The following is a 24,255-nucleotide window of genomic DNA, read 5'->3' on the forward strand; positions in this document are numbered from 1 at the left end:
GATCAGGCTCCGGCCGCCGCAAGCTGGCGGGTGCGCGCATCCTCGACCTCGGCCACTGTCGCGGCGGGGATATGGAAATCGCGCTTATAGTTGAAGGTGTGGGCGATCGCGCCGCCGACCAGGCCGACGAAGCCCAGCGCGGCGAGCCACCAGATATGCCAGACGAACGCGAAACCCATCACCAGGCTGATCCCCGCAAGGATGATCCCAGCGCCGGTGTTGCTCGGCATATGGATGTCGCGGAAGCCGCCGACCGGGCGCTCGGCACCGCGCGTCTTCATGTCGTGCCACGCGTCGAGCGAGTGGATCACCGGCGTGAAAGCGAAATTATAGTCGGGCGGCGGCGAACTGGTCGCCCATTCGAGCGTGCGGCCGCCCCACGGATCACCGCTTTCGTCGCGCAGCTCGTCGCGCTTCCAGATGCTGACCGCAAACTGGACGAGCATGGCGGCGATCCCCACCGCGATGACGGCTGCACCGATGGCGGCGATCACGAACCAGATTTGCAGGCTCGGGTCGTCGAACACGCGCATCCGGCGGGTCACGCCCATCAGGCCCAGGATATAAAGCGGCATGAAGGCGAGCCAGAAGCCGACGACCCAGCACCAGAAGCTGATCTTGCCCCAGAAGACGTCGAGCTTGAAGCCGAAGGCCTTGGGCCACCAATAGTTGATCGCCGCGAACAGGCCGAACAGCACGCCGCCGATGATGACATTGTGGAAATGCGCGATCAGGAACAGCGAGTTGTGCAACACGAAGTCGGCGGGCGGCACCGCGAGCAGCACGCCGGTCATCCCACCGACCACGAAGGTCAGCATGAAGGCCACCGTCCACATCATCGGCAGGTCGAAACGGATGCGGCCGCGGTACATGGTGAACAGCCAGTTGAAGAGCTTGGCGCCCGTCGGGATGGAGATCACCATCGTCGTGATCCCGAAGAAGCTGTTGACGCTCGCGCCCGATCCCATGGTGAAGAAATGGTGCAGCCAGACGAGGTAGCTCAGGATCGTGATGACGATCGTTGCATAGACCATCGAGGTATAGCCGAAGAGCTTCTTGCCCGAAAAGGTCGAGGTCACTTCGCTGAACACGCCGAACAGCGGCAGGATCAGGATATAGACTTCGGGATGCCCCCAGATCCAGATCAGGTTCACATACATCATCGGCGATCCGCCGAAGTCGTTGGTGAAAAAATTGGTGCCGAGATAGCGGTCGAGCGTCAGCAGCGCGAGCACCGCGGTCAGCACGGGGAAGGACGCGACGATCAGGATGTTCGCGCACAGGCTGGTCCAGGTGAAGACCGGCATCTTCATCAGGCCCATACCGGGCGCGCGCAGCTTCAGGATGGTGACGATCAGGTTGATCCCCGACAACGTCGTGCCGACCCCCGCGATCTGCAGCGCCCAGATATAATAATCGACGCCGACATTGGGGCTGTAGGCGATGCCCGACAGCGGCGGATAGGCCAGCCAGCCCGTCTGCGCGAACTCGCCGACGAACAGCGAGATCATGACAAGCACGGCGCCCGCGGTCGTCATCCAGAAGCTGAAATTGTTGAGAAAGGGGAAGCTGACGTCGCGCGCGCCGATCTGCAGCGGGACGATATAGTTCATCAGGCCGGTGATGAAGGGCATCGCCACGAAGAAGATCATGATCACCCCGTGCGCGGTGAAGATCTGGTCATAATGGTGCGCGTTCAGATAGCCTTCAGACCCGCCGAACGCCATCGCCTGTTGCAACCGCATCATGATCGCGTCGGCAAAGCCGCGCAGGAACATGATCAGCCCCAGGATCATGTACATGATGCCGATGCGCTTGTGGTCGACGGTGGTGAACCACTCCTTCCACAAATAGCCCCAGAGGCGATATTTGGTGATCAGGCCGAGCACCGCGATCCCGCCGATCACCACCGCGGCGAAAGTGAAGATCAGGATCGGTTCGTGGATCGGAATCGCGTCGAGCGACAGGCGGCCGAGGAAGGGGCCGGTTTCGGGGGCGGGGTGCGGGGTCATGGCGATCTCGGCGACAAAAATCAGGAAAGCGGGCGGGGCGAGGCGGCGTTGAGCGCGGTCTGCGCGGGCGCGGCGCGCTTGCCGGGGCTGGGCAGGCCGGCGCCGGTCAGCGGCGCTTGGCTCGCCGGGGCGGCGTCGGGGGTTTCGGCCTTCGCCATCAGCGGCGAACTGCACAGCGCGGCGACATAGCGCTTGCCCCAATATCCGGGCTCGGAGCCGCGCGCGGCGAACTTGTCATAGGTCAGGCTGCGAACATTATGGATGCCCGCAATGCCGGCACCGCCCGCGGCGTCGATCGACATCATGTCGTGCATGCACATCTTGCCGGGTTCGACGCACATGTTGACCACGGCGTCGAAAAGCTGCGGTTCTACCGCCGCGAAGCGCTGAACGGGCGCCCTTTCGCTGGGCTTTTCGAGCGCGAGATAGGCGTTGCGGTCGAGCGTCTTGCCCTCGGCCTTTGTGGCGGCGACCCAGGCGGCGAAACCCGCATCGTCGAGGCTCTTCACCGCGAAACGCATGTTCGAAAAGCCGGCGCCCGAATAATTGGCCGAAAAGCCCGTGAAGTCGCCGGTCTGGTTGAAGACGCCGTGGAGCTTCGTCTCCATGCCCGGCATCGCATAAATCTGACCGGCAAGCGCGGGGACGTAAAAGCTGTTCATCACCGACGAGGCCGAAATGCGGAACCGCACCGGATGATGCGCGGGCAGCGCCAGCTCGTTTACCGTCGCAATGCCCTGTTCGGGGTAGATGAACAGCCACTTCCAGTCGAGCGCGACGACCTGCACGTCGATCGGCTGCGTCGCCGCTGCGACCGGCTGACCCGGCGCGGTGCGCGCCAGCGGGCGATAGGGATCGAGCAAATGGGTCGCGACCCATGTCACCGCCCCCAGACAGATGATGATGAGCAGCGGCGCTGCCCAGATCACCAGCTCAAGCTGCGTCGAATGGTCCCAGTCGGGCTTGTAGGTCGCGTCCTTGTTCGCGGCGCGATAGCGCCAGGCGAAAAAGATCGTCAGCGCCATCACCGGCACGATGATGAGCAGCATCAGCACGGTCGAAACCAGGATCAGATTGCCCTGCTGCTGGGCGACGTCGCCCGCAGGATCGAGCACGACCATGTTGCAACCGGCGAGCAGCGGAAACGCCGCGAGCAGCGGCAACAACCGGAATCGGGTGGACGGACGGGAGAGCTTTTCTGGCATGGCGGCGCGCCTAGGCCCGCTTTGCTGCACCGCACATAGGACATTTTGTCCAATCCCTTGATCGCGATCAATGACGCAGGGGCATTTTCATGAAGGGGCGCCGCGCCCTATAACCCGACTCGCGCCATCCCTCCGTGCATGCCCGCCGCGCATGCCGGCGGCGGCGCCCGATGCAGGACCGCCTACCCATGTCTGCCGATACCGCGCCCACCACCACCCAGGCCGAACGGGACGCCCGCGCGCTTCACGACGACGGCCATCCGATCGCGCCGGGAGAGATCGCCATCGGCGTGGTCATCGGGCGCACGTCGGAATTTTTCGACTTCTTCGTCTATGCGATCGCATCGGTGCTCGTGTTCCCGAAGCTGATTTTTCCGCAGCTCGATCCGCTGCAGGGGACGCTCTGGTCCTTCGCGATCTTCGCGCTCGCCTTCGTCGCGCGTCCCGTCGGCACGGTGATCTTCACCGCGATCGACCGCGCCTATGGCCGCGGCGCAAAGCTGACGACCGCGCTGTTCCTGCTCGGCGGATCGACCGCGGCGATCGCCTTCCTGCCCGGCTATGAATCGATCGGTATAGGCGCCGCGCTGCTCCTCGCGCTGTTCCGCATGGGCCAGGGCGTGGCGCTCGGCGGGTCGTGGGATGGGCTTGCCTCGCTGCTCGCGATCAATGCGCCCGCGGGCAAGCGGGGCTGGTATGCGATGATCCCGCAGCTCGGCGCGCCGCTCGGCCTGATCGTCGCCAGCCTGCTCTTCATGTTCCTCATCTCGGCGCTGCCCGCGCAGGATTTCCTCGACTGGGGCTGGCGCTATCCCTTCTTCGTCGCCTTCGCGATCAATGTCGTCGCGCTCTTCGCCCGGCTGCGCATCGTCGTCACGCCCGAATATGCCGCGTTGTTCGAGGACAAGTCGCTCGAACCCGCGCCGCTCACCGAAACGGTGCGGTCGGAATGGAAAGTCATCCTGACCGGCGCCTTCGCGCCGCTCGCCAGCTTTGCGCTCTTCCACATGGTCACGGTTTTCCCGCTGTCGTGGGTGTTCCTGTTTACCGAGGAAACGCCGGCGCGCTTCCTGATGATTGAAGCGGTGGCGGCGTTCGTCGGCGTGCTCGCGATCATCGCGTCGGGCCGGCTCGCCGACAGCTTCGGCCGCCGCACCGTGCTTGGCGCGACCGCCGCCGCCATCGCCGCGTTCAGCGGCTTCGCGCCGCAACTCCTCGACGCGGGCGAAGCGGGTGAGGCGGTGTTCATGATCCTCGGCTTCGCGCTGCTCGGCCTGTCGTTCGGCCAGTCGTCGGGCGCGCTCTCGTCCGAATTCCTTCCGCGGCACCGCTACACCGGATCGGCCTTCACCTCCGACCTTGCCTGGCTGTTCGGCGCGGGCTTCGCGCCGATGGTCGCGCTCTGGCTGTCGAGCAGCTTCGGCCTGATCGCCGCGGGTGGCTATCTGTTGTCGGGCGCGGTCGGCACGCTTGTCGCCCTGTGGCTCAACCGCGAACTGGCGCGCACCATCGGCTGATCGGCCTGAGACAATTTGTCCGGCCGCCGCGGCGCGCGCGGCCGGTGACAGGGACCGCGCGCCGGCGTAAAGGGGACCAATGACGGGGGTACGCGCCTGGATTGCACGCCATCGCGGGCTGGCCATGTGGCTGGTCGCGCTGGCGTTGCTTTCGAAAGCGCTGGTTCCCGCGGGCTATATGCCCGGCCATGATGCATCGCGGACGATCGACGTCATCCTCTGCTCCGATCCCGGCGGCCAGCCGCTCGCGCAGCAGATCGTGATTCCCTTCGAAAAGGGCGGCGAAGATGTGCCCGCCAAGCATGGCGGCAAGGGCGAATGCGCCTTTACCGCGCTCGCGCATGGCGCCGTCGTCGCCGCCGATCCGGCGCTTTTGCTTGCGGCGATCGCGTTTCTGTTCGCGCTCGGTTTCGCGCCGCTTCCGGTGCCGCCGCTGCGCCGTCTTTCCCGTCTCCGCCCGCCGCTGCGCGGCCCTCCGGCGCACGCCTGACACGCTGAACCCGCTGTGTCGGACAGCCGCGCGCTTTGATCGCGCGGTCCTGCCGGAGATTGTCCATGTACGAAATAATGCGCCGTCCTGAGGGGCGGCATGCGGACGATGAAGCGTCCGCGTTCGATGCGCCCGATGGCATCCGCCTGCGCATGCGCGAGAACCGGTCGCGCCTGACGCAGCACGGGCGTGAGACCTTTACCGTTCTGATCCTGCTGTTCATGGCGATGGCGATCCTGCCCGCGCTGCAGGGGCGCTGGCTCGTGCCGCTGTTTGCGCTATCGACCATGGCGGCGCTGGTGCTGGCGCTCGAATGGCACCAGCGCAATCCGCCGCCCGAGGAATGGCTCGAACTGTCGGATGGGCGGTTCCTCTGGCGCGGGCGCAGCAGGGCGGCCATCGACCTGCCGTCCTATTGGCTTCGCTTCGAGCTGGAGCGGCGCGGGCCGACCGACTGCCGGCTCGTATTCCACCACCGAATGCAGCGCTTCGAGGTCGGGCATTGTCTGAACCTCGACGAGCGGCGCGAGATCGCCCCGATCCTCGCCCGTGCGCTCGCGGCAAGCAACCACATGAGGTAGGACATGGCCCCATCTCCGCCTCGCCGCATTGCCGCCTTGCGCCGGTTTCGCCGCCGCTGCTGGGCGGCTGTCGGTTTGTGCCTGCTGATGCAGGTCGGATCGGCGGCCGCTCAAAACTGGGCCGCCGCGCATCCCGCGCAGACAATATTTTTTCAACAGGAGATCGTTCGATGAAATCTTCAATCCGCATCATGTTCGCGGCAACGGCGCTGGTCGCCGCGCCGCCGCTGCTCGCGCACGGCGTCGCCGCCGGCGCGCTCGCCATCGGCCACCCCTGGTCGCGCGAAACCGCGCCGGGGCAAAAGGCCGGCGGCGGCTTTCTGACCATAACGAACAAGGGTAAAACCGAGGACCGGCTCCTCTCGGCGACTTCGCCCGCCGCCGCCGACGTCCAGATCCACATGATGAAGGTCGAGGACGGGGTGATGCGGATGCGCCAGGTCACCGGCGGCCTCGCCATCCCGGCGGGTGGCACGCTCGAACTCAAGCCCGGCGGCTATCACATCATGTTCATGGGTCTCAAAAAGCCGTTCAAGCAGGGCGACATGATCCCCGCGACGCTGGTCTTCGCGCGGCAGGGGAAGGTCGCCGTGCGCTTCAAGGTGCAACCGATCGCATCGACCGCGCCGATGGAGGGCGGTCATGGCGGACATTGAGGGTGGCACCCCGCCGATGGTCGTCGTTCGCCGCATCCTGTGGGTGCTCGTCGCGGTCGCCGCGGTCTTCGGCGTCATATTGGCGGTTGGTGGCGGAGACGGCAGCAAGAGCGCGCCGGCCGCCTCCGCCGGCGCCGCGATCGGCGGCCCGTTCACGCTCACCGCGGCCGATGGCTCGACGCTCACCGACCGGACGCTGAAGGGCCGGCCCTTCGCGATCTTCTTCGGTTTCACCCGCTGCCCCGACGTCTGCCCGACCAGCCTCGCGCGCATGGCGCAGCTCCGCGAGCAGCTCGGTCCCGACGGGATGAAGTTCGACATCGTCTTCGTCTCGGTCGATCCGCAGCACGATCGGCCCGCCGACATCGGCAGCTATGTCGCGCTGTTCAAGACGCCGATCACCGGGGCGACCGGAACCGATGCCCAGCTTGCCCAAATCCAGAAGGAATATGGCGTCTATGTCCGCAAGGTGCCGATCGAGGGCGGCGACTATACGGTCGATCACACCGCCGCCATCTATCTGATGGGCAAGGACGGCCGCTTCGTCACCACCATCGACTATCACGAGAATGACAAGACGGCGCTCGAAAAGCTTAAGCGCATCATTGCCTGACCTTGCGATCGGCGGGCTGCGTCCTGGCGGCGCGGCCCGTCAGACCGCGGCGAAGGAATCGCGCTGCTGCGCCACCTCGGCCCGGTCGCGGCCCATCGCTTTCGCACGCAGCAAGGCGGCGTCGGCGGTGCGGACCAGCCGGTCGGGCGGGCAGTGCAGGGGGGTGATCGCAACGCCGATCGAAACCGTAACCGGCCCCATATTTCCGGCCTCCGATCCCAGCGCCAGCGCCGCGACGCGGGTGCGGATTTCCTCGGCGCGCTCGGTCGCGCCCTCGACCGACAGGCCGGGGAGCAGCAGCATGAACTCCTCGCCGCCATAGCGAAAGGCGAGGCCCGCATCGCGCGTCACGCCCGCCAGCACCTTGCCGACTTCGCGCAGCACCATATCGCCCGCGTCGTGGCCGTGGACGTCGTTGAAGCGCTTGAAATGATCGACATCGATCATCAGGCAGCCCAGATCCTGCCCCAGCCGTTCGGCTTGCGCGATCTGGATACCGAGCAGCTGGTCGAGCTGGCGACGGTTCGACAGACCGGTCAGCGGGTCGGCGAGCGCCATTTCGCGCAGCGTTTCGCGCAATTGCAGATTGGCGATCGCCAGCCCGATATTCTCCGCCAGCATGTCGAGATAGATTTCGGGACCGGACAGCGCGCCGGGGTTACCCGCCGGCGCTTCGAAATAAAGGAGGCCCAGCGTCTCGCGCTGCGCGGTGAGCGGCAGGCACAGCGTGTCGACGGGCGCCGCGGCATCGCTGCGGTCGACATGGTCGCACGGCACATCGACATTGTCGCCCGCGGGACGGTGCGGCAGTCCGCGGCGCAGCGCCCAGCAGGCGAGCGCCGAAAATTCGGCGCGCGAATGGCCGGGGTTCTGCCACCCGCACGCCTCGACCACCATGTTGCGCTGGCGGTCGAGCAGATAAAGGCGCCCGGCAAGCCCCGGCGTGATTTCCGGGACGAAGCGTTGCACGACGTCTTTCAGGTCGTCCATCGTGTCGCAGCCCTGCAGCCGCTGCGTCATCCGCGACAACAGGTCACGCATCGCGCGATCGGCGTCGCGTTCGCTTTCCAGTCTTTGCCGTTCCAGCCCGTTTTCGCGGAAGATGCGGATCGCCTGCGCCATGTCGCCGATCTCGTCGACCTGGTCGAAGGCGGGCGGCTCGGCGGCGAAGTCCTGCGCCGCCAACCGGTTGACGACGTCGCTCAGCTTGACGACCGGGTGCAGCACGCGCTGCTTGAAGACGAAATACAGCACGCACAGCACCAGCAACGCGGTCAGCGCCAGCGTGATCTCCGAAATGCCCTTCCACAGCCGCGCCACCTCGGTCGCGGAATTGACCTGCGACTGGACCCGCGCATCGAGCCGGTCGCGAAAGCGCTTGAGTTCGAGTTCGGCGCGGTCGAGCTGGCGTTCATATTCGGCGCCGAACAGCAATTGCCGTGCTTTCGCTTCGTCGCCGCCTTCGTGCGCGGCGACCGCCGCGCGCTGTTCGTCGTGGAGCAGGTCGGCCAGCCGCACCGCATCGGCCAGCGCTTCGATCTCGCCGGTCGATGCTCCGGCATCGCCGACGTGCGCGATACGCTCCTCGATCGATTTGAGCGCCGCCTCTTCGGAACGATAGCCAACCAGATAGGTCGGGTCGCCGGTGTTCACATATTGCCGCGCCCGGTCGCTGAGCAGGAAGACATCCTCCTCCAGCGTCGCGGTCGCCTGATCGAGCCGGTATCGCTGCTCGACCGCCGCCCGTTCGCGGTCGGTCGCGTTCGAGGCCAGCAGCATCGTCGTGCTCGACGCGATCGTCAGCACGACCGTCGCGGCATAGGCCCAGTTGGTGATTGTCGCCAAACGCATGCTGCCCCCCTAATAGGATCGCTTCCATTGTGAAATGTTAATGCGATGATCGGGTGACCCCGCGCTTGCACAGGCGCGCCGTGCGTGTCACGGGGCCGCAGCGCGAGCGGCTATCCGGGAGATGGGCGGACCATGAACTTCGACGTATTGATAGTTGGCGGGGGCCACGGGGGTGCGCAGGCGGCGATCATGCTGCGGACGCAGAAGTTCAGCGGCAGCATTGCGATCGTGGGGGAGGAGGCGGAGCTTCCCTATGAGCGGCCGCCCTTGTCGAAGGAATATTTCGCGGGCGAGAAAGAATTCGAGCGCATTCAGTTGCGCCCCGCCAGATATTGGGACGAGCGCGACGTGACGATGCTGCTCGGGCGCCGCGTCGTCAGCGTCGATCCGGCGGCGCACCGCGTCACGACCGACGACGGCGAGACCATCGGCTATGGCAAGCTCGTCTGGGCAACCGGCGGCCATCCGCGGATGCTGCCGATCCCCGGCGGCGGCCTGCCCGGGGTGCAGGGGGTGCGCACGCGCGCCGATGCCGACGCGATGAAGGCGGCGGCGGAGACCGCGCAGCAGATCGTGGTGATCGGCGGCGGCTATATCGGGCTCGAGGCGGCGGCGGTGCTGACCAAGGCGGGCAAGAAGGTCGTGCTGCTGGAGGCCTTGGACCGGGTGCTTGCGCGGGTCGCGGGCGCGGATCTGTCGCGCTTCTTCGAGAAGGAGCACCGCGATCATGGCGTCGACCTGCGGCTCGGCGCCCAGGTCGCGGCGATCGAGGGCGACACGCATGTCACCGGCGTGCGGCTGGCGGACGGCGAGGTCATTCCTGCCGATCTCGTCATCGTCGGCATCGGTATCGTCCCCGCGGTCGAACCGCTGCTCGCGGCGGGGGCCGAGGGCGGCAACGGCGTGCTGGTCGATCCGCTGTGCCGGACGAGCCTGCCCGACATCTATGCGATCGGCGACTGCGCGGCGCATGCGAATGATTTTGCCGAAGGCGCGGTGATCCGGCTCGAATCGGTTCAGAATGCCAATGATCAGGCGAATGTCGTGGCAAAGGGCATCTGCGGCGCCGAAGCGCCCTATCATGCGATCCCCTGGTTCTGGTCGAACCAATATGACCTCAAGCTGCAGACCGCCGGGCTGTCGACGGGCCACGACCGGGCGGTGCTGCGCGGCGATCCCGCCAGCCGCAGCTTCTCGGTCGTCTACCTGAAAGCCGGCAAGGTCATCGCGCTCGACTGCGTCAATGCGACCAAAGACTATGTCCAGGGCCGCATGCTCGTCACTGCCGGCACCGCCGCAACCCCCGAACAGCTCGCCGATACCGACACACCCCTCAAGGAACTGATGACAGGCTGACGATCAGACGATGGGCGGCGGGGCGTCTGCCGGGTCGCCGAGCGCGCGTTTGAGCCCGCCTCTGACGCTGCGGAGCAATTTTCGCAGCGCAATGATGACGAGGACAGCGGCGATCAGCAGCAATAGGGCGATGACGATGGCGACCGCGGGAAAGGCGATTACCAGCGCGAGAAGTCCCGTCGTCGCGACGTCTTCGCCGGTCGATACCGCGGCATTGCTATAGGGTTCGGGGCTGATGTTGACGACCGCGCGGGTCGTTGCCTTGGCGCTGTGACTGATGAGCGCGCCGCCGCCGCCGAGGATGAAAGCGATCACCTGCCACGCCGGATCGGCGCTGTCGACGAGCGCGAGCGCCAGCAACGCGCCGCCGAGCGGGCGGACAATACTGTGGACGCTGTCCCAGATGCTGTCGACCCACGCGATCTTGTCGGCCAGAAACTCGGCGATCGTACCGATCGCGGCGACGCCCATGACCCAGGGGTTCGCCAATATCTGCAGCGCCTGCAAATGTTCGGGCAGCGGCAGCCAGCCGAAATGCATCGCGATGCCGGTCGCCAGGATCGTGAGGTAGAGTCGCCAGCCCGACAACAGGCTGATGCTGCCCGCGACCCCCAATATTTCGGCCAATCCCATTGCCTTGCCTCCGGCCGCGCCAAGATGCAGCATCTTGCACCCTCTTGAATGCCGCGGCAATGGGGCCGTCGTCGCTGGCGGCAATGGCAGATGACAAGCGCGCAAAGCCTAGTTATCGAATTTCCATGACCGATCCCGCGCCACCGCAATCGCCCAAGCTGCCCGACGGGGCTATCCCGGCCGCCACGCTCGTCATCATGCGGCCTTCCGGCAACGATGGTCCCGACGAGATATTGATGGTCAAACGCGCGAGCAACATGGCATTCGCGGCGGGGGCGGTGGTTTTTCCCGGCGGCCGCGTCGATCCCGACGATCATCTGGTCGCGGAGCGCTACGGCTTTGGCGACGATCCGGCCGAAGGCGCGGCGCGGGTCGCGGCCTTGCGCGAAACGCTTGAGGAAACGGGGCTTGGCGTCGGGCTACCCGACCTTGCCGAACCCGACCTCGCCGATGTTCGCCGCGCGCTTCTGGGCGGCACGTTGCTGTCCGACATATTGGCCGCGCATGGGGCGCCGATCCATCTCGGAGGGCTGGTGCCCTTTGCGCGCTGGTGCCCCAATTTCAAGGAAGCGCGAACCTTCGACACGCGCTTCTATGCCGTTGCGGCGCCGCCGCACGGGCATGAACTGACGGTCGAGGAAGCCGAGCATAGCCACATATTCTGGTCCAGCGCCCGTGATACGCTGGCGCTCGCCGATCGCGGCGACGTGTCGGTTATCTTCCCCACCCGCCGCAACCTCGAACGAATCGCGCAGGCCGAAGGTTTTGCGGGCTTCGCGCGCCACGCGGAAAATTATCCGGTCGAACTGGTAACGCCGTGGATAGAGGAGCGGGAGGGCACCCCGCATCTGTGCATTCCGGGTCATTTGGGCTACCCCGTGACCAGCGAAGCGTTCGAGCAAGTCAGGCGGGGTTAGAATCGCGACCAGTTGCGCAACTTTTGCAATATTTAGCAATTTGCTAACTAGTACCGAAATAGGGAATTGATGATTGCAATCGATGGCAATTACGCTTAAACCGATCGGGCAGGTCCATGGCGGGAAAGCCATTTCGCGGTGTGGATCGAGACGATATATCCAGTGGACGGAGAATAAGATGAACCTGCTTAAGAAGGCTGCGATCTCCCTCGCGGCGACCTCGATGCTGGCGGCGCCGATCGCCGCGTCGGCTCAGTCGTTCGACTCGGCTCGCGCCAATTCGGAACTCAACGGTGAAAGCAAGCTGGAAGGCAGCGGCTGGATCATCGCTGTTGTCGCTCTCGCGGCTATCATCGGCGGCATCATCATCGCTTCGGATAACAACGAAGACAGCCCGACCAGCCCGTAACAGGCTCCGGGTCAAACCGATACCAAAGGGCTCCGGGCTTTGCTCGGGGCCCTTTGTGATTCTACATGCGTCGATTCTACATGCTGCGATGCTGCATGATGGCAGCGCCTGACTTAAAGCCCCCAGCCTAAAGCTCTATATTCCGCACCGCGCGCGATCGGGCGAGGGGGATGGCCGCGCGAGCCCGGTTACGCGCCTCGGCGTCGATCGCCACGAAGCCGATATCATAGCTCGCCGCGCCACTGGATTGTTGCGCGTCCACGTCCATCAACACCGTCCCCCAGGGATCGACGGCGAGGCTGTGGCCAAAGGTCGCGCGCCCGTCTGCATGCGTTCCCGCTTGCGCCGCCGCAAGAATGTGACAGGCGGTTTCGATTGCCCGGGCGCGGAGCAGCGGGTGCCAATGCGCCTCGCCGGTCGGCACGGTAAAGGCGGCGGGGATCGCGATCAGTTCGGCGCCGCCATCCACAAGGGCGCGATAGAGCTCGGGAAAGCGCAGGTCGTAACAGATCGAAAGTCCCAGCCGGCCGAGCGGCGTATCGACGAGGACGATTGTTTCGCCCCCCGCATAGGCGGCCGACTCGGTCCAGTTCTCGCCCGTCGGCAGGGTCACGTCGAACATGTGGATCTTGTCGTAGCGCGCGCGAATCTCGCCCTTGTCGTCGATAACATGGCTGCGGTTGACGCGGCGGCCGCCGTCGTCGGCGAGCAGGGGCATCGATCCGCTGTGGAGCCAGATATGGTGGCGCCGCGCCATGTCCGCGAGCGCCGCGGGCCACGGGCTGTCGGCCTCGCGCCGGATATGCGCAGCCGATCTTTGCCGGTCGCGGTCGAGCAGCAGCGACATCTCCGGGAAAAAGGCCATCGCGGCGCCTTCGGCGGCCGCCGCGGCCAGCGCGCGGTCGATCACTCGCAGATTGGCGTCGGGATCGATTCCGCTCGTCATTTGAACGATGGCGGCAACCGGGGCGTGCGGTGGGCGTTGCATCGGTTCTGGCTAGGCGCCTCCTTCGCGAAGGACAAGCTGTGACAGTTCAGTGGCCAGCAAGGTTCGAAAGCGATAAATAGCCGCAATGTCCGTCTCTCCCCCGTCGACTGCGCGTCGATCGCTCTCCCTTTTCCTGCTTCCCGCCTGCGCCAGCGCGCTGGCGCTGCTGATCGCGCCGCTCGCTTCGGCGCAAACGACGCCGGCACCGGCGGCCGCATCGACGCTCGCGGGGCAAGCAAGCGACTGGCTCTATGAAGGCAGCGATATTCCGCGCGATGAGGGCTGGCGCTTCGGGGTGCTGCCCAATGGCTTGCGCTACGCCGTTCGCAACAACGGCGTGCCGCCAGGACAGGTGTCGATCCGGGTGCGGATGGATGTCGGGTCGATGTTCGAAACGGACAGCGAACGCGGCTTTGCGCATCTGCTCGAACATCTCACCTTCCGCGGCTCGCTGCATATTCCCGATGGTGAGACGAAGCGCATCTGGCAGCGTTTCGGTGTCACCTTCGGCAGCGATTCGAACGCGCAAACGACGCCGACGCAGACCGTCTATCAACTCGACTTGCCCAGCGTGACATCGACGACGCTCGACGAAAGCATGAAATTGCTGTCGGGCATGGTGCGCGAACCGCGGATCACCGATGCCGCGGTGACGGCCGAGCGCGGCGTCGTGCTGTCCGAACTGCGCGAACAGGACGGGCCGCAAAAGCGCATCGCCGATGCGACGAGCGCGCATCTGTTCGCAGGACAGTTGCTCGGCGAACGCTCGCCGATCGGAACCACTGCGGCGCTCGGTGCGGCTAACGCCAACAGCGTTCAGGCGTTTCACGATCGCTGGTATCGCCCCGACCGCGCCGTTGTCGTGATGGTCGGCGATGGCGATCCCGCACAGTTCGCCGCGCTGATCGGCAAATATTTCGGCGACTGGAAAGAAGCGGGTGCGAATCCGGCGCAGCCCGATTTCGGCAAGCCCGATCCGTCGCAACCGGTCGCGAAGGAAATCGTCGAGGCGAACCAGCCGCTCGCGCTGACGCTCGCAATGATCCGGCCGTGGAAAAAGCGCGTCGATACCGTCGAAAACACCCGGCGCCTCTACCTCGAATATCTCGCGCAGGCGCTCGTCAATCGCCGGCTGGAAAATCGCGCGCGCAGCGGCGGCAGCTACCTCGTGGCCACCGTCAGCCAGGATTATGTCAGCCGCAGCGCCGATGTCACCTCGGCCGAAATCGTCCCGCTCGGCGACTGGAAGGCCGCGCTCGCCGACGTGCGCGGGGTTATCGCCGATGCCGTCCAGACGCCGCCGTCGCAGGCCGATATCGACCGCGAAGCGAACGAGATCGAGGCTTTCCTGCGCAAGGAACTCGAAAATGCGCCCAACGAGCCGGGGTCGCGCCTCGCCGATGACATGGTGCGCGCGGTGGATATCGGCGAGACGGTGACGAGCCCCAAGGGGCAGGTCGATATGTTCGCCGCGATCCGCGCGTCGGCGACGCCGCAGGTGATGCTCGACATCAGCCGGGCGATTTTCGCGGCGCCCGTCACGCGGCTCGTGCTGACGACGCCGACGCCGATCGAAGGCGGCGACAAGGCGTTGCTCGCTGCGCTTGCCGCGCCCGTCACCGCGCGCGACGATCGCGTCGCGGCGGCGAAGGTCGATTTCAGCCAGCTTCCCGCGCTGGGGCAGCCCGGCACGATCGCATCCGAAACGCCGCTCCCCGGGCTGCGCGTCCAGCGTCTCGAATTCGCCAATGGCGTGACAGCGCTGGTTGCCGACAACAAGGTCGAACCCGGCAAGGTGCGCGTCAACGTCCGCTTCGGCAGCGGCAATCGCAGCGTCGCGGGGAATGCGCCCAATCTGCTGTGGACCGGCGATTATGCGCTGATGGCAAGCGGTGTCGGTCCGTGGGGCCAGAACGAGCTCGATCAGGCGACCAACGGGCGCCAGATCCAGATGGGCTTCGACATCGACGACGACGCCTTTGAAATGACCGCAGAGAGCAACCCCGCCGATCTGCGCGATCAGCTGCGCCTCATGGCGACAAAGCTCGCCGCGCCGCGCTGGGATGCCTCGCCGATCGAGCGGCTGCGCGTTGGCCTGCTGACCGGTTTCGACCTCAATGACGCGACGCCCAACGCGGTACTCGACCGCAATCTGCGCGGCTGGCTGGCGGGCGGCGACACGCGCTGGGCGCCCCCGTCGCGCGCCGCGATTGAAGGGCTAACTCCCGCCGCCTTTCGCGCTTTCTGGGAACCGCGCCTGAAGAGCGGCCCGATCGAGGTCCAGATTTTCGGCGATCTCGAATCGGTCGATTATAAGCAGTTGCTTGCGGAAAGTTTCGGGGCGCTTGCGCCGCGCCAGCCGCTCGCACCGCCGGGCGGACAGAGCGTTGCCTTCGCGCAGCATAATGCAAAGCCGTTCGTCGCCTATCACACCGGCGACAAGGGGCAGGCGGCGGCGATGATCGCCTGGCCGACGAGCGGCGGGATCGATAATATGCGCGACGCGCGGGCGATGGATGTGCTCGCTGCGATCTTCAACGATCGCCTGTTCGACCGGCTGCGCGCCGAACAGGGCGCAAGCTATGGCCCGGTCGTTGACAGCCATTGGCCGACGGGTTTCGAAAAGAGCGGCGGTTATCTGCTCGTCGGCAGTCTGCTGGCGCCAAAGGATGTGAACCGGCTCTACAGCATCGCCGACGACATTGCCGCCGATCTCGTCGCGCGGCCCGTCAGCGCCGACGAACTCGCGCGCAACGCCGGGCCGATCCGCGAACAGGTCGCGCGCGCGACGACTGGCAATCTTTACTGGATGTATCTGCTCGAGGGCGCGACGCGCGATCCGCGCTATATCAAGGCGGCGATGGCGATCGAGGACGATGTGACGAATATCAGCGCCGCCGATATTCAGCGTCTGGCGCGGCAATATCTGGTGCCGGGACGGAAATGGTCACTGGCGGTGTTGCCGAAGGGAATGACGCTGGCGCAGGCGGCGGCGCTCGATGCCGGAGCCATCGGCGGCGGGAAATAGTCAGGCGCTGCCTTCGGGGCGGCGCAGCTTGCGGATGCGCGGTTCGTCGGCGAGCTCGCCCTTGGTCATGATGTCGTGGCGCATGCGCGCCCGGACATCGTGGATCGAGGCGATGACGGGCCCCATTGCAACCCCCAGATCGACCAGCACCGCTTCGGCGAGTTGCAGCGAGCTTTCGAGCGTTTCGGGCACTGCGTCGGTGGCGCCGGCCCGATAGAGCGCCGCGGCATGATCGGCGTCGCGCGCGCGGCTGATGATCGGCAGCTCGGGATATTTCTGGCGAAGCTGGCGCGTCATGCGCAATTGCTGCACCGGATCGTCCATCGTCAGCACGATCGCGTCGGCATTTTCGATCCCCATCCGGTCGAGGCTGCCCGGGCGCGCCACATCGGCGAAGCGGACCGAAAATCCGTCGCGCCGCGCCGCCGCGACGGTGTCGATATCGGCGTCGACCGCCACATAGCGTCGCTGATGTTCGCGCAGCAATTCGGCGACGGTGCGCCCGACGCGGCCGAAGCCGACGACGACGGTGCGGCCTTCGGGCGTTTCTTCTTCCTGCGCGTCGCCGCTGCGCATCTCGATCCGGCGCGCGACATCGTGGCCAACGCGGGCGAGGAGCGGCGTGATCGTCAGGCCGATTGCGGTGACGAGCTGCCAGAATTCGGCGGTGGTGCGGCTGATGAGCTGCGCCTGCAGCGCCGTTGCAAGAACGATCAGCGTCGTTTCCGACGGGCTGGCCATCAGCAATCCGACCTCGGCCGCCGTGCCGCGCCGCGCGGCGCCCGAAAAGCGCAGCAGCGCCGCGGTCACGATCGATTTGATCAGGACCACGCCGACCACGGCGGCGATCAGCTCGGGCCATTGCGCCGCGATCGTCTTGAGGTTGAGCCCCATGCCGACGCTGATCAGGAACACGCCGAGCGCGAGGCCTTTGAACGGCGCCGTGATTGCTTCGACTTCGCCATGATATTCGGTCTCGGCGATCATCAGGCCGGCCAGCAGCGCGCCGACGATCGGCGACAGGCCGACCGCGGCGGTCGCCAGCGCCGCGACGATCACGACCAGCAGGCTCGCCGCCAGAAACAGCTCGGGATCCTTGGCGCGCGCGGCCTGCGCAAAGATGCGCGGCAGCAGGAACCAGCCCGCGACCGCGAGGATCGCCACGACCAGCGCGCCTTGCCACAGCGTCGTCAGCATAAGCTCGGTATTGTCGCTCGCCGCGATGGGGGACAGCGCGCCGAGAACGAAGATGATCGGGACGATCGCCAGATCCTCGAACAGCAACATCGCAAAGGAAGCGCGGCCGACGGCCGATTTGGTGCCCGCGATCGGCAGCACCAGCGCCGTCGATGAGAGGGCGAGGGCGATGCCGAGGCCATAGGCCGCGGCGGTCGAATGATCGCCTAGTAGGAACAGCGCCGTGCCGAGTATCGCGCCGCCGAGCAACAGTTCGGCGGCCCCGATGCCGAAGACCAGCTTGCGCAGCTGCCACAGGCGTCGGAACGACAGTTCGAGCCCGATCGAAAAGAGCAACAGGATGATGCCGAATTCGCCGAACAGCGCGATGTCTTCGCTTGACGCGATGGTGATGTGCCGCAGCCACGGATAATCGGCGGCGAGCGCGCCGAGCCCCGATGGCCCGACGAGCAGCCCGACGAGAATGAACCCGATCACCGGCGAGATGCGAAAGCGCGCAAAGGCCGGGATGACGATTCCCGCCGCCCCCAGCACCACCAGCGCGTTGCCGATAGCCGATGTGTCCTGTTCACTTACCATAAGGGCCGACCTTATGCACGCCGGCCCCGATTGGCTAGATGCCTATCCCAACCTTTTCGGTTGTTTAAGCCCGATGGCTCAGGCGCCCATCTTCTTTTCGAGATTTTCGACGATCGCTTCGAAGAAGCCCTCGGTGGTCAGCCAGTTCTGATCGGGACCGATCAGCAGGGCGAGATCCTTGGTCATCTTGCCGCTTTCGACGGTTTCGATGCACACACGCTCAAGGTCTTCTGCAAACTTCGTCACCTCGGGCGTGCCGTCGAGCTTGCCGCGATGCTTGAGCCCGCCGGTCCAGGCAAAGATCGACGCGATCGGGTTCGTCGAGGTCGCCTTGCCCTGCTGGTGCATGCGGTAGTGGCGGGTGACGGTGCCGTGCGCGGCTTCGGATTCCACGGTCTGGCCGTCGGGCGTCATCAGCACGCTGGTCATCAGGCCGAGCGAGCCGAAGCCCTGTGCCACCGTGTCCGACTGGACGTCGCCGTCGTAATTCTTGCAGGCCCAGACGAACTTGCCCGACCATTTGAGGGCCGAGGCGACCATGTCGTCGATCAGGCGATGCTCGTAAATGATGCCGGCTGCTTCGAATTTGGCCTTGAATTCGTTCTGATAGACTTCCTCGAACAGATCCTTGAAGCGGCCGTCATAGGCCTTCAGGATCGTGTTCTTGGTCGACAGATAGACGGGCCAGCCGCGCGCGAGGCCATAATTCATGCTGGCGCGCGCGAAATCGCGGATCGAATCGTCGAGATTGTACATCGCCATCGCGACGCCGGACGAGGGGAACTGGAACACTTCCTCGTCGATGATCGTGCCGTCCTCGCCTTCGAACACCAGGCGCAGCTTGCCGGGGCCGGGGACGCGATAGTCGGTGGCGCGATACTGGTCGCCGAAGGCGTGACGGCCGACGACGATGGGGTCGGTCCAGCCGGGGACGAGGCGCGGGACATTCTTGATGACGATCGGTTCGCGGAACACGACGCCGCCCAGGATGTTGCGGATCGTGCCGTTGGGCGACTTCCACATCTTCTTGAGGCCGAATTCCTCGACGCGCGCTTCGTCGGGGGTGATCGTCGCGCACTTCACGCCGACGCCATATTTCTTGATCGCATTGGCGGCTTCGACGGTGATCTTGTCGTCGGTGCGGTCGCGCTCCTCGATGCCGAGGTCGTAATAATGCAGGTCGACGTCGAGATAGGGCAGGATCAGCCGTTCGCGAATCCACTGCCAGATGATCCGCGTCATTTCGTCGCCGTCGAGTTCGACGACCGGGTTGACTACCTTGATCTTGCCCATGCTGCTGCCTTTTCCTTGGGGAGTCGAATTGCAGGGGGCCTTAGGCAAAGCCGGGGCAATGTTCAACCGCCCTGGTGCCGTCCCACGAGCGGGCGGGGCGGGATAAGCGATTGTCAGTGCCCGATGCGCGCCCTAGAACAATCGCCATGTCCACCACCATCTCTTCCAACCGCCCCGGCGGCGGCATCAAGTGGCGCTGGCCGTCGATTCACCCCGAGGGCCGCAAATTCCTGTTGATCGCGGCGATCGTCACCGTCTGTTTCTGGCTGCTCGGCTGGGAAATCGCCGGCTGGCTGATGGCCGGAATCACCGCGTGGGTCGGCGCCTTTTTCCGCGACCCGGTGCGCGTGACGCCGACCAGTGCCGACCTGGTCATCGCACCCGCCGACGGGCTCGTCACCCAGATTGCCGAAGTCCCGCCCCCGCCCGAAATCGCTGGGGCCGACGGGCTGGGCGATGCGCCGATGCTGCGCGTATCGATCTTCATGAGCGTGTTCGACGTCCATATCAATCGCACCCCGGTTGCCGGGACGCTGCGCAAGCTGGTTTATATCCCCGGCAAGTTCGTGAACGCCGATCTCGACAAGGCGAGCGAGGAAAACGAGCGCCAGCATTTCGTTGTCGAACGCGCCGACGGGGTGCGCATCGGTTTCACCCAGATTGCGGGGCTGGTAGCGCGGCGCATCATGCCCTTCGTCAGCATGGGAACCGAGCTTGCGACAGGCCAACGCGTCGGCCTGATCCGCTTCGGCAGCCGTGTCGATGTCTATCTGCCGCAGGGTACGGCGCCGCAGGTGTTGCTGGGGCAGCGCACGCTGGCCGGCGAAACGATTGTTGCCCGGCTCGGCAAGGGCGACACGATCGACGGCATCGGGCAATAATGGCGGGCGATCGCGATCCGCGGACGGGCGTCGACCCGCGCCGTATCGGCGGCATTCCGCTGCGTGCCTTTGCGCCCAACGCGATTACCGCGCTCGCCCTGTGCTTCGGCCTGACGGGCGTGCGTTTCGCGATCGGCGAGGAATGGGAAAAGGCGCTGGCGGCGGTGATCTTCGCCGGGGTGCTCGACGGGATGGACGGGCGCATCGCGCGCCTGCTGCGCGCGCAGAGCAAATTCGGCGCCGAACTCGATTCCCTCTCCGACGTCATTGCCTTCGGCGTCGCGCCGGCGATGATCCTGTTTCTGTGGTCGCTGGACGACGCGCCGAAATTCGGCTGGACCGCAGCGCTGGCGCTCGCGGTCGGCTGCGCGCTGCGGCTGGCGCGGTTCAATTCGCGGATGGACGCCGATGTCCAGCCGCACAAGTCGGCGGGCTTCAACACCGGCATTCCGGCGCCTGCGGGGGCGGGACTTGCCTTTGTTCCCGTCTATCTCTGGCTTTCGACCGGCAGCGACCTGTTCCGCGAATGGTATGTCGTCATGCCGTGGGCGCTCGGCGTCGCGATGCTGATGATCTCGGCAATCCCGACCTACAGCTGGTCGTCGATCCGCCTGCGCCGGTCGTGGCGGCTGTTCGCGCTGGCGGGGGTGGGGCTGCTCGGCGCGGCGCTCGTCACCGCGCCGTGGCCGACCTTGCTTGCGATCTGCGTCTTCTATGTCGGGCTGCTGCCCTTCGGACTTGCGAGCTACGCGAAAGTCAGGCGGCGCGGCTGATCAGAGGTTGAACGCGAACCGGGGTGCGAACGCCGCGCGGCATGTCGCGGCGGCGTAGCGGCACGACGGTCGCGGCCGGGCCGGTCTGCGGGGACGAGCCGTGCGGGAAGGCGCCTTCGCCGGCAAGCGCCGACAAGATCGCATCGCCATTGGTGCGCAGCATGGCGAGAATCACCAGCACACCCAGTCCGGCGGCACTTGCGAAGAGAAGAGCGGCGGCGACCTGAACCATTTTCTTGTCCTTTCGGCTTCCCTGTGCGAAACCTTCGCCCGGAGCTACGGTTTTGCTGACCTTTTCGTTCCATGTTCTCTATTTGTTCTCAATGCCAATGCGACGAAGCGTTATGTTTTGTCGATGAGTTGAGTCGGGCGCGGTGCAAGGCGCACCGAGCGGGCAGGGCGGCTAATCGACGCTTGGGCCTTGCTTTTCGCGGGCAAGCCGTCTAACGGCCCGCCCATTCCACATGGAAGGCGCACATACCGGTGCCGGGATGATTCCCTAGCGGATCGCTCGGTTCTTGCCTTTCAGAGGACTAACCGGAAGGAGAAAGACTATGGCGGCTCCTGTCGTCACGATGCAGAATCTTATCGAAGCTGGCGCCCACTTCGGCCACCAGACCCACCGTTGGAACCCGCGCATGAAGCCGTATATCTTCGGCGCGCGCAACGGCATCCACATCCTCGACCTGTCGCAGACCGTGCCGCTTTTCGCGCGTGCGCTCGACTTCATCTCGTCGACCTCGGCCGCCGGCGGCAAGGTGCTGTTCGTCGGCACCAAGCGCCAGGCGCAGGGCCCGATCGCCGATGCGGCCCGCGCTTCGGGTCAGCACTTCGTCAACCACCGCTGGCTGGGCGGCATGCTCACCAACTGGAAGACGATCTCGAACTCGATCAAGCGCCTCAAGTCGCTCGAAGAACAGCTTTCGGGCGACACCTCGGGTCTGACCAAGAAGGAAGTGCTCAACAAGACCCGCGAACGCGACAAGCTCGAGCTCAGCCTCGGCGGCATCCGCGACATGGGCGGCATTCCCGACGTGATGTTCGTGATCGACGCGAACAAGGAAGAGCTGGCGATCAAGGAAGCCAACGTCCTTGGCATCCCGGTCGTCGCGATCCTCGATTCGAACGTCTCGCCCGATGGCATCGCTTTCCCCGTTCCGGCGAACGACGATGCGGCGCGCGCGATCCGTCTTTACTGCGAAGCGGTTGCCCAGGCGGCGACCCGCGGCGGCCAGCAGGCCCGCGCCGATCGCGGCGAAGATCTGGGTGCGGCGGTCGAACCCGTTGCCGAGCCCGTGCTGACCGAGGACGAACAAGTCCCGGCCGAAGCGGCTGCCGAAACCGAGCGCCAGGCCGACGCCTGAGCCCGTGCGGCATGACGGGGCGGCGCGCCGACCGGCGGTCGCCCCTGTCATCCCTTTGACTTATCGCCCCGCCATGCGCGCGGGCGTCCCGCGGGCCCGATTGCGCCCGCCCTTTTGAAAGGAACATCCGATGGCTGAAATTACGGCCGCTCTCGTCAAGGAACTGCGCGACCGCACCGGCGCAGGCATGATGGACTGCAAGAAGGCGCTTGCCGAAAACAACGGCGACATCGAAGCGTCGATCGACTGGCTGCGCACCAAGGGCCTTGCCGCCGCCGCCAAGAAGGCCGGCCGCGTCGCCGCCGAAGGTCTGGTCGGCGTTGCCGCCGACGGCACCAAGGGCGCCGTCGTCGAAGTCAACAGCGAAACCGATTTCGTTGCCAAGAACGAACAGTTCCAGGCGTTCGTTCGCGACGTGACGCAGGTCGCGCTCGCCGAAGGCATCACCGACATCGAAACGCTCGCCGCCGCCGGCTACCCGACGGGTGGCACGGTCGCCGAACAGCTCACCAACAACATCGCCACGATCGGCGAGAATCAGTCGCTGCGCCGCGCCGCGATCCTGTCGGTGAACTCGGGCGTCGTGACCGGCTATGTCCACAATGCCGCGGCGCCGGGCATGGGCAAGATCGGCGTGCTCGTCGCGCTCGAATCGACCGCTGGCGCCGACGTTCTCGAACCGCTGGCCAAGCAGCTTGCGATGCATGTCGCCGCCGCCAACCCGCTGGCGCTGAACGGCGACGATCTCGACGCCGATCTCGTCGCGCGCGAACGGGCGATCGCGGAAGAAAAGGCGGCCCAGTCGGGCAAGCCGGCCGAGATCGTCGCGAAGATGGTCGATGGGTCGATCGCCAAGTTCCGCAAGGAAAATGCGCTGCTGTCGCAGCTCTTCGTGATGGACGGCAAGACGCCGGTCGCCGAAGTCGTTGCCGCTGCGGGCAAGGATGTCGGCGCGACGATCACGCTGACCGGCTTCATCCGCTTCCAGCTCGGCGAAGGCATCGAGAAGGAAGAGAGCGACTTCGCCGCCGAAGTCGCCGCCGCCGCGGGCGTCTAAAAGAAGAACCGGATTGCTGCGCCTGCGGCGCCGCAGTCCGCTTGGCAATGGCGCGCACTCTCTCTAGGGTGCGCGCCATTCGCATATTACGAGTTTGCAAGAGGTTCCCCCCGACATGGCATTGCCCGGCATGAAACGCATCCTGCTCAAATTGTCGGGCGAGGCGCTGATGGGGCCGACGCCCTTCGGGATCGATCCCGCAACGGTCGCGAGCATGGCGGCCGAGGTCAAGGAAGCGAAGGATCGCGGCCTCGAAATCTGCCTCGTCATCGGCGGCGGCAATATCTTTCGCGGCATGGCGGGGGCGGCGAAGGGCATGGACCGCGCGCAGGCCGACTATATGGGCATGCTGGCGACGGTGATGAACGCGCTTGCCATGCAGAATGCGCTCGAGCAGCTCGGCGTCCAGACCCGCGTCCAGTCGGCGATCGAGATGGACAAGGTGTGCGAACCGGTGATCCGCCGCCGCGCCGAACGCCACCTCGAAAAGGGCCGCGTTGTCATCTTTGCCGCGGGCGTCGGTGCGCCCTATTTCACGACCGACAGCGGCGCGGCGCTGCGCGCGGCGGAAATGAAATGCGATGCGTTGCTGAAAGGCACCAGCGTCGATGGCGTCTATAACGCCGATCCGAAACAGGATCCGAGCGCGGTGCGCTACGACAGCCTGAGCTATGACCGTGTCCTCGCCGACAATCTGAAGGTGATGGACGCGAGCGCCGTGGCCTTGTGCCGCGACAACAATATTCCGATCGTCGTGTTCAATATTCGCGAAGCCGGAAATCTGGCGCGGGTGCTGGCCGGCGAGGGCGTCGCCACCGTGGTCGGCGGCGCGGCCTGAAACGATCAAGAGAGGAA

General features: G+C 65.7%; 22 protein-coding genes. 14 read left to right on the forward strand and 8 right to left on the reverse strand.

The genetic code is table 11. From position 1 onward, the window contains the following. Window positions 1-2 precede the first annotated feature (2 nt). Together cyoB and cyoA are read right to left on the reverse strand one after the other, a co-directional pair. Window positions 3-2,012 (reverse strand): cytochrome o ubiquinol oxidase subunit I, encoded by a 2,010-nt coding sequence (gene cyoB / locus ATE59_RS12035; protein ID WP_058812604.1) that lies wholly within the window; start codon window positions 2,010-2,012, stop codon window positions 3-5. Window positions 2,013-2,032: 20 nt separating this feature from the next. Continuing rightward, window positions 2,033-3,217 (reverse strand): ubiquinol oxidase subunit II, encoded by a 1,185-nt coding sequence (gene cyoA, locus ATE59_RS12040; RefSeq protein WP_058812605.1) that lies wholly within the window; start codon window positions 3,215-3,217, stop codon window positions 2,033-2,035. 188 nt (window positions 3,218-3,405) lie between these two features. On the opposite strand from cyoA, the gene ATE59_RS12045 reads away from it, so the two are divergent. From ATE59_RS12045 to ATE59_RS12065, 5 genes are all read left to right on the forward strand, one after another. Continuing rightward, the gene (locus ATE59_RS12045; protein WP_003040213.1) at window positions 3,406-4,734 is read left to right on the forward strand and encodes an MFS transporter; all 1,329 of its coding nucleotides are present in this window, start codon (window positions 3,406-3,408) and stop codon (window positions 4,732-4,734) included. A 79-nt stretch (window positions 4,735-4,813) separates the two neighbouring features. Beyond that, window positions 4,814-5,224, forward strand: a complete 411-nt coding sequence (locus ATE59_RS12050; protein ID WP_058812606.1) for a DUF2946 family protein — start codon at window positions 4,814-4,816, stop codon at window positions 5,222-5,224. Between the two features lie 77 nt (window positions 5,225-5,301). Next, window positions 5,302-5,805, forward strand: coding sequence for a DUF2244 domain-containing protein (locus ATE59_RS12055; RefSeq protein ID WP_197409171.1), 504 nt, complete (start codon window positions 5,302-5,304; stop codon window positions 5,803-5,805). Between the two features lie 170 nt (window positions 5,806-5,975). Further along, window positions 5,976-6,461 (forward strand): copper chaperone PCu(A)C, encoded by a 486-nt coding sequence (locus ATE59_RS12060; protein ID WP_058812608.1) that lies wholly within the window; start codon window positions 5,976-5,978, stop codon window positions 6,459-6,461. Further along, entirely contained in the window at window positions 6,448-7,074 is a 627-nt protein-coding gene (locus ATE59_RS12065) for an SCO family protein (RefSeq protein ID WP_058812609.1), read from the forward strand. Before ATE59_RS12060 ends, ATE59_RS12065 begins: the two co-directional genes overlap by 14 nt. 39 nt (window positions 7,075-7,113) lie before the next feature. On the opposite strand, the gene ATE59_RS12070 is transcribed toward ATE59_RS12065, so the two are convergent. Next, window positions 7,114-8,925: a diguanylate cyclase gene (locus ATE59_RS12070; protein ID WP_058812610.1), complete on the reverse strand. Its 1,812-nt coding sequence runs from the start codon at window positions 8,923-8,925 to the stop codon at window positions 7,114-7,116. Between the two features lie 132 nt (window positions 8,926-9,057). On the opposite strand from ATE59_RS12070, the gene ATE59_RS12075 reads away from it, so the two are divergent. Next, window positions 9,058-10,281: an NAD(P)/FAD-dependent oxidoreductase gene (locus tag ATE59_RS12075; RefSeq protein WP_058812611.1), complete on the forward strand. Its 1,224-nt coding sequence runs from the start codon at window positions 9,058-9,060 to the stop codon at window positions 10,279-10,281. A gap of 3 nt (window positions 10,282-10,284) precedes the next feature. Here the strand turns inward: ATE59_RS12075 and ATE59_RS12080 are convergent, their stop codons facing one another. Then, complete coding sequence (locus ATE59_RS12080; RefSeq protein WP_082657412.1) at window positions 10,285-10,947, reverse strand: DUF4126 domain-containing protein; 663 nt, start codon at window positions 10,945-10,947, stop codon at window positions 10,285-10,287. Window positions 10,948-11,039: 92 nt separating this feature from the next. Here ATE59_RS12080 and ATE59_RS12085 point away from each other — a divergent pair, with 92 nt between their 5' ends. Further along, window positions 11,040-11,831, forward strand: coding sequence for an NUDIX hydrolase (locus tag ATE59_RS12085; protein ID WP_058812612.1), 792 nt, complete (start codon window positions 11,040-11,042; stop codon window positions 11,829-11,831). Between the two features lie 178 nt (window positions 11,832-12,009). Then, a complete protein-coding gene (locus ATE59_RS12090) occupies window positions 12,010-12,240 on the forward strand; it encodes a hypothetical protein (protein WP_003040186.1) in 231 nt (76 codons plus the stop codon). 127 nt (window positions 12,241-12,367) lie between these two features. Here ATE59_RS12090 and ATE59_RS12095 read toward each other — a convergent pair whose 3' ends face one another. Continuing rightward, complete coding sequence (locus tag ATE59_RS12095) at window positions 12,368-13,228, reverse strand: carbon-nitrogen hydrolase family protein (RefSeq protein WP_058812613.1); 861 nt, start codon at window positions 13,226-13,228, stop codon at window positions 12,368-12,370. A gap of 85 nt (window positions 13,229-13,313) precedes the next feature. On the opposite strand from ATE59_RS12095, the gene ATE59_RS12100 reads away from it, so the two are divergent. After that, complete coding sequence (locus ATE59_RS12100) at window positions 13,314-16,256, forward strand: M16 family metallopeptidase (RefSeq protein WP_082657413.1); 2,943 nt, start codon at window positions 13,314-13,316, stop codon at window positions 16,254-16,256. Here the strand turns inward: ATE59_RS12100 and ATE59_RS12105 are convergent, their stop codons facing one another. Continuing rightward, entirely contained in the window at window positions 16,257-18,032 is a 1,776-nt protein-coding gene (locus ATE59_RS12105) for a cation:proton antiporter domain-containing protein (protein WP_003040176.1), read from the reverse strand. A 78-nt stretch (window positions 18,033-18,110) separates the two neighbouring features. After that, complete coding sequence (locus ATE59_RS12110; protein WP_003040174.1) at window positions 18,111-19,325, reverse strand: NADP-dependent isocitrate dehydrogenase; 1,215 nt, start codon at window positions 19,323-19,325, stop codon at window positions 18,111-18,113. Between the two features lie 146 nt (window positions 19,326-19,471). Here ATE59_RS12110 and ATE59_RS12115 point away from each other — a divergent pair, with 146 nt between their 5' ends. Continuing rightward, window positions 19,472-20,206 carry a phosphatidylserine decarboxylase gene (locus ATE59_RS12115; protein ID WP_003040171.1) on the forward strand — a complete coding sequence of 245 codons (735 nt, stop codon included), beginning with the start codon at window positions 19,472-19,474 and terminating at the stop codon, window positions 20,204-20,206. Then, window positions 20,206-20,979 (forward strand): CDP-alcohol phosphatidyltransferase family protein, encoded by a 774-nt coding sequence (locus ATE59_RS12120; RefSeq protein ID WP_003040168.1) that lies wholly within the window; start codon window positions 20,206-20,208, stop codon window positions 20,977-20,979. The genes ATE59_RS12115 and ATE59_RS12120 overlap by 1 nt, the downstream gene beginning before the upstream one ends. Here ATE59_RS12120 and ATE59_RS12125 read toward each other — a convergent pair. After that, the gene (locus tag ATE59_RS12125; protein WP_058812614.1) at window positions 20,963-21,211 is read right to left on the reverse strand and encodes a hypothetical protein; all 249 of its coding nucleotides are present in this window, start codon (window positions 21,209-21,211) and stop codon (window positions 20,963-20,965) included. The two genes, ATE59_RS12120 and ATE59_RS12125, sit on opposite strands and share 17 nt — an antisense overlap. Window positions 21,212-21,533: 322 nt before the next feature. Here ATE59_RS12125 and rpsB point away from each other — a divergent pair, with 322 nt between their 5' ends. The 3 genes from rpsB (at window position 21,534) to pyrH (ending at window position 24,238) form a co-directional block, all read left to right on the forward strand. Next, a complete protein-coding gene (rpsB, locus tag ATE59_RS12130; RefSeq protein ID WP_003040161.1) occupies window positions 21,534-22,343 on the forward strand; it encodes a 30S ribosomal protein S2 in 810 nt (269 codons plus the stop codon). 130 nt (window positions 22,344-22,473) lie between these two features. Next, window positions 22,474-23,400, forward strand: coding sequence for a translation elongation factor Ts (gene tsf, locus ATE59_RS12135; RefSeq protein ID WP_003040157.1), 927 nt, complete (start codon window positions 22,474-22,476; stop codon window positions 23,398-23,400). A 115-nt stretch (window positions 23,401-23,515) separates the two neighbouring features. Then, window positions 23,516-24,238 carry a UMP kinase gene (gene pyrH, locus ATE59_RS12140; protein ID WP_003040155.1) on the forward strand — a complete coding sequence of 241 codons (723 nt, stop codon included), beginning with the start codon at window positions 23,516-23,518 and terminating at the stop codon, window positions 24,236-24,238. Window positions 24,239-24,255 lie beyond the last annotated feature (17 nt).

It is taken from the genome of Sphingopyxis sp. A083 (assembly GCF_001468495.1).
In the GTDB taxonomy this organism is placed as follows: domain Bacteria; phylum Pseudomonadota; class Alphaproteobacteria; order Sphingomonadales; family Sphingomonadaceae; genus Sphingopyxis; species Sphingopyxis terrae.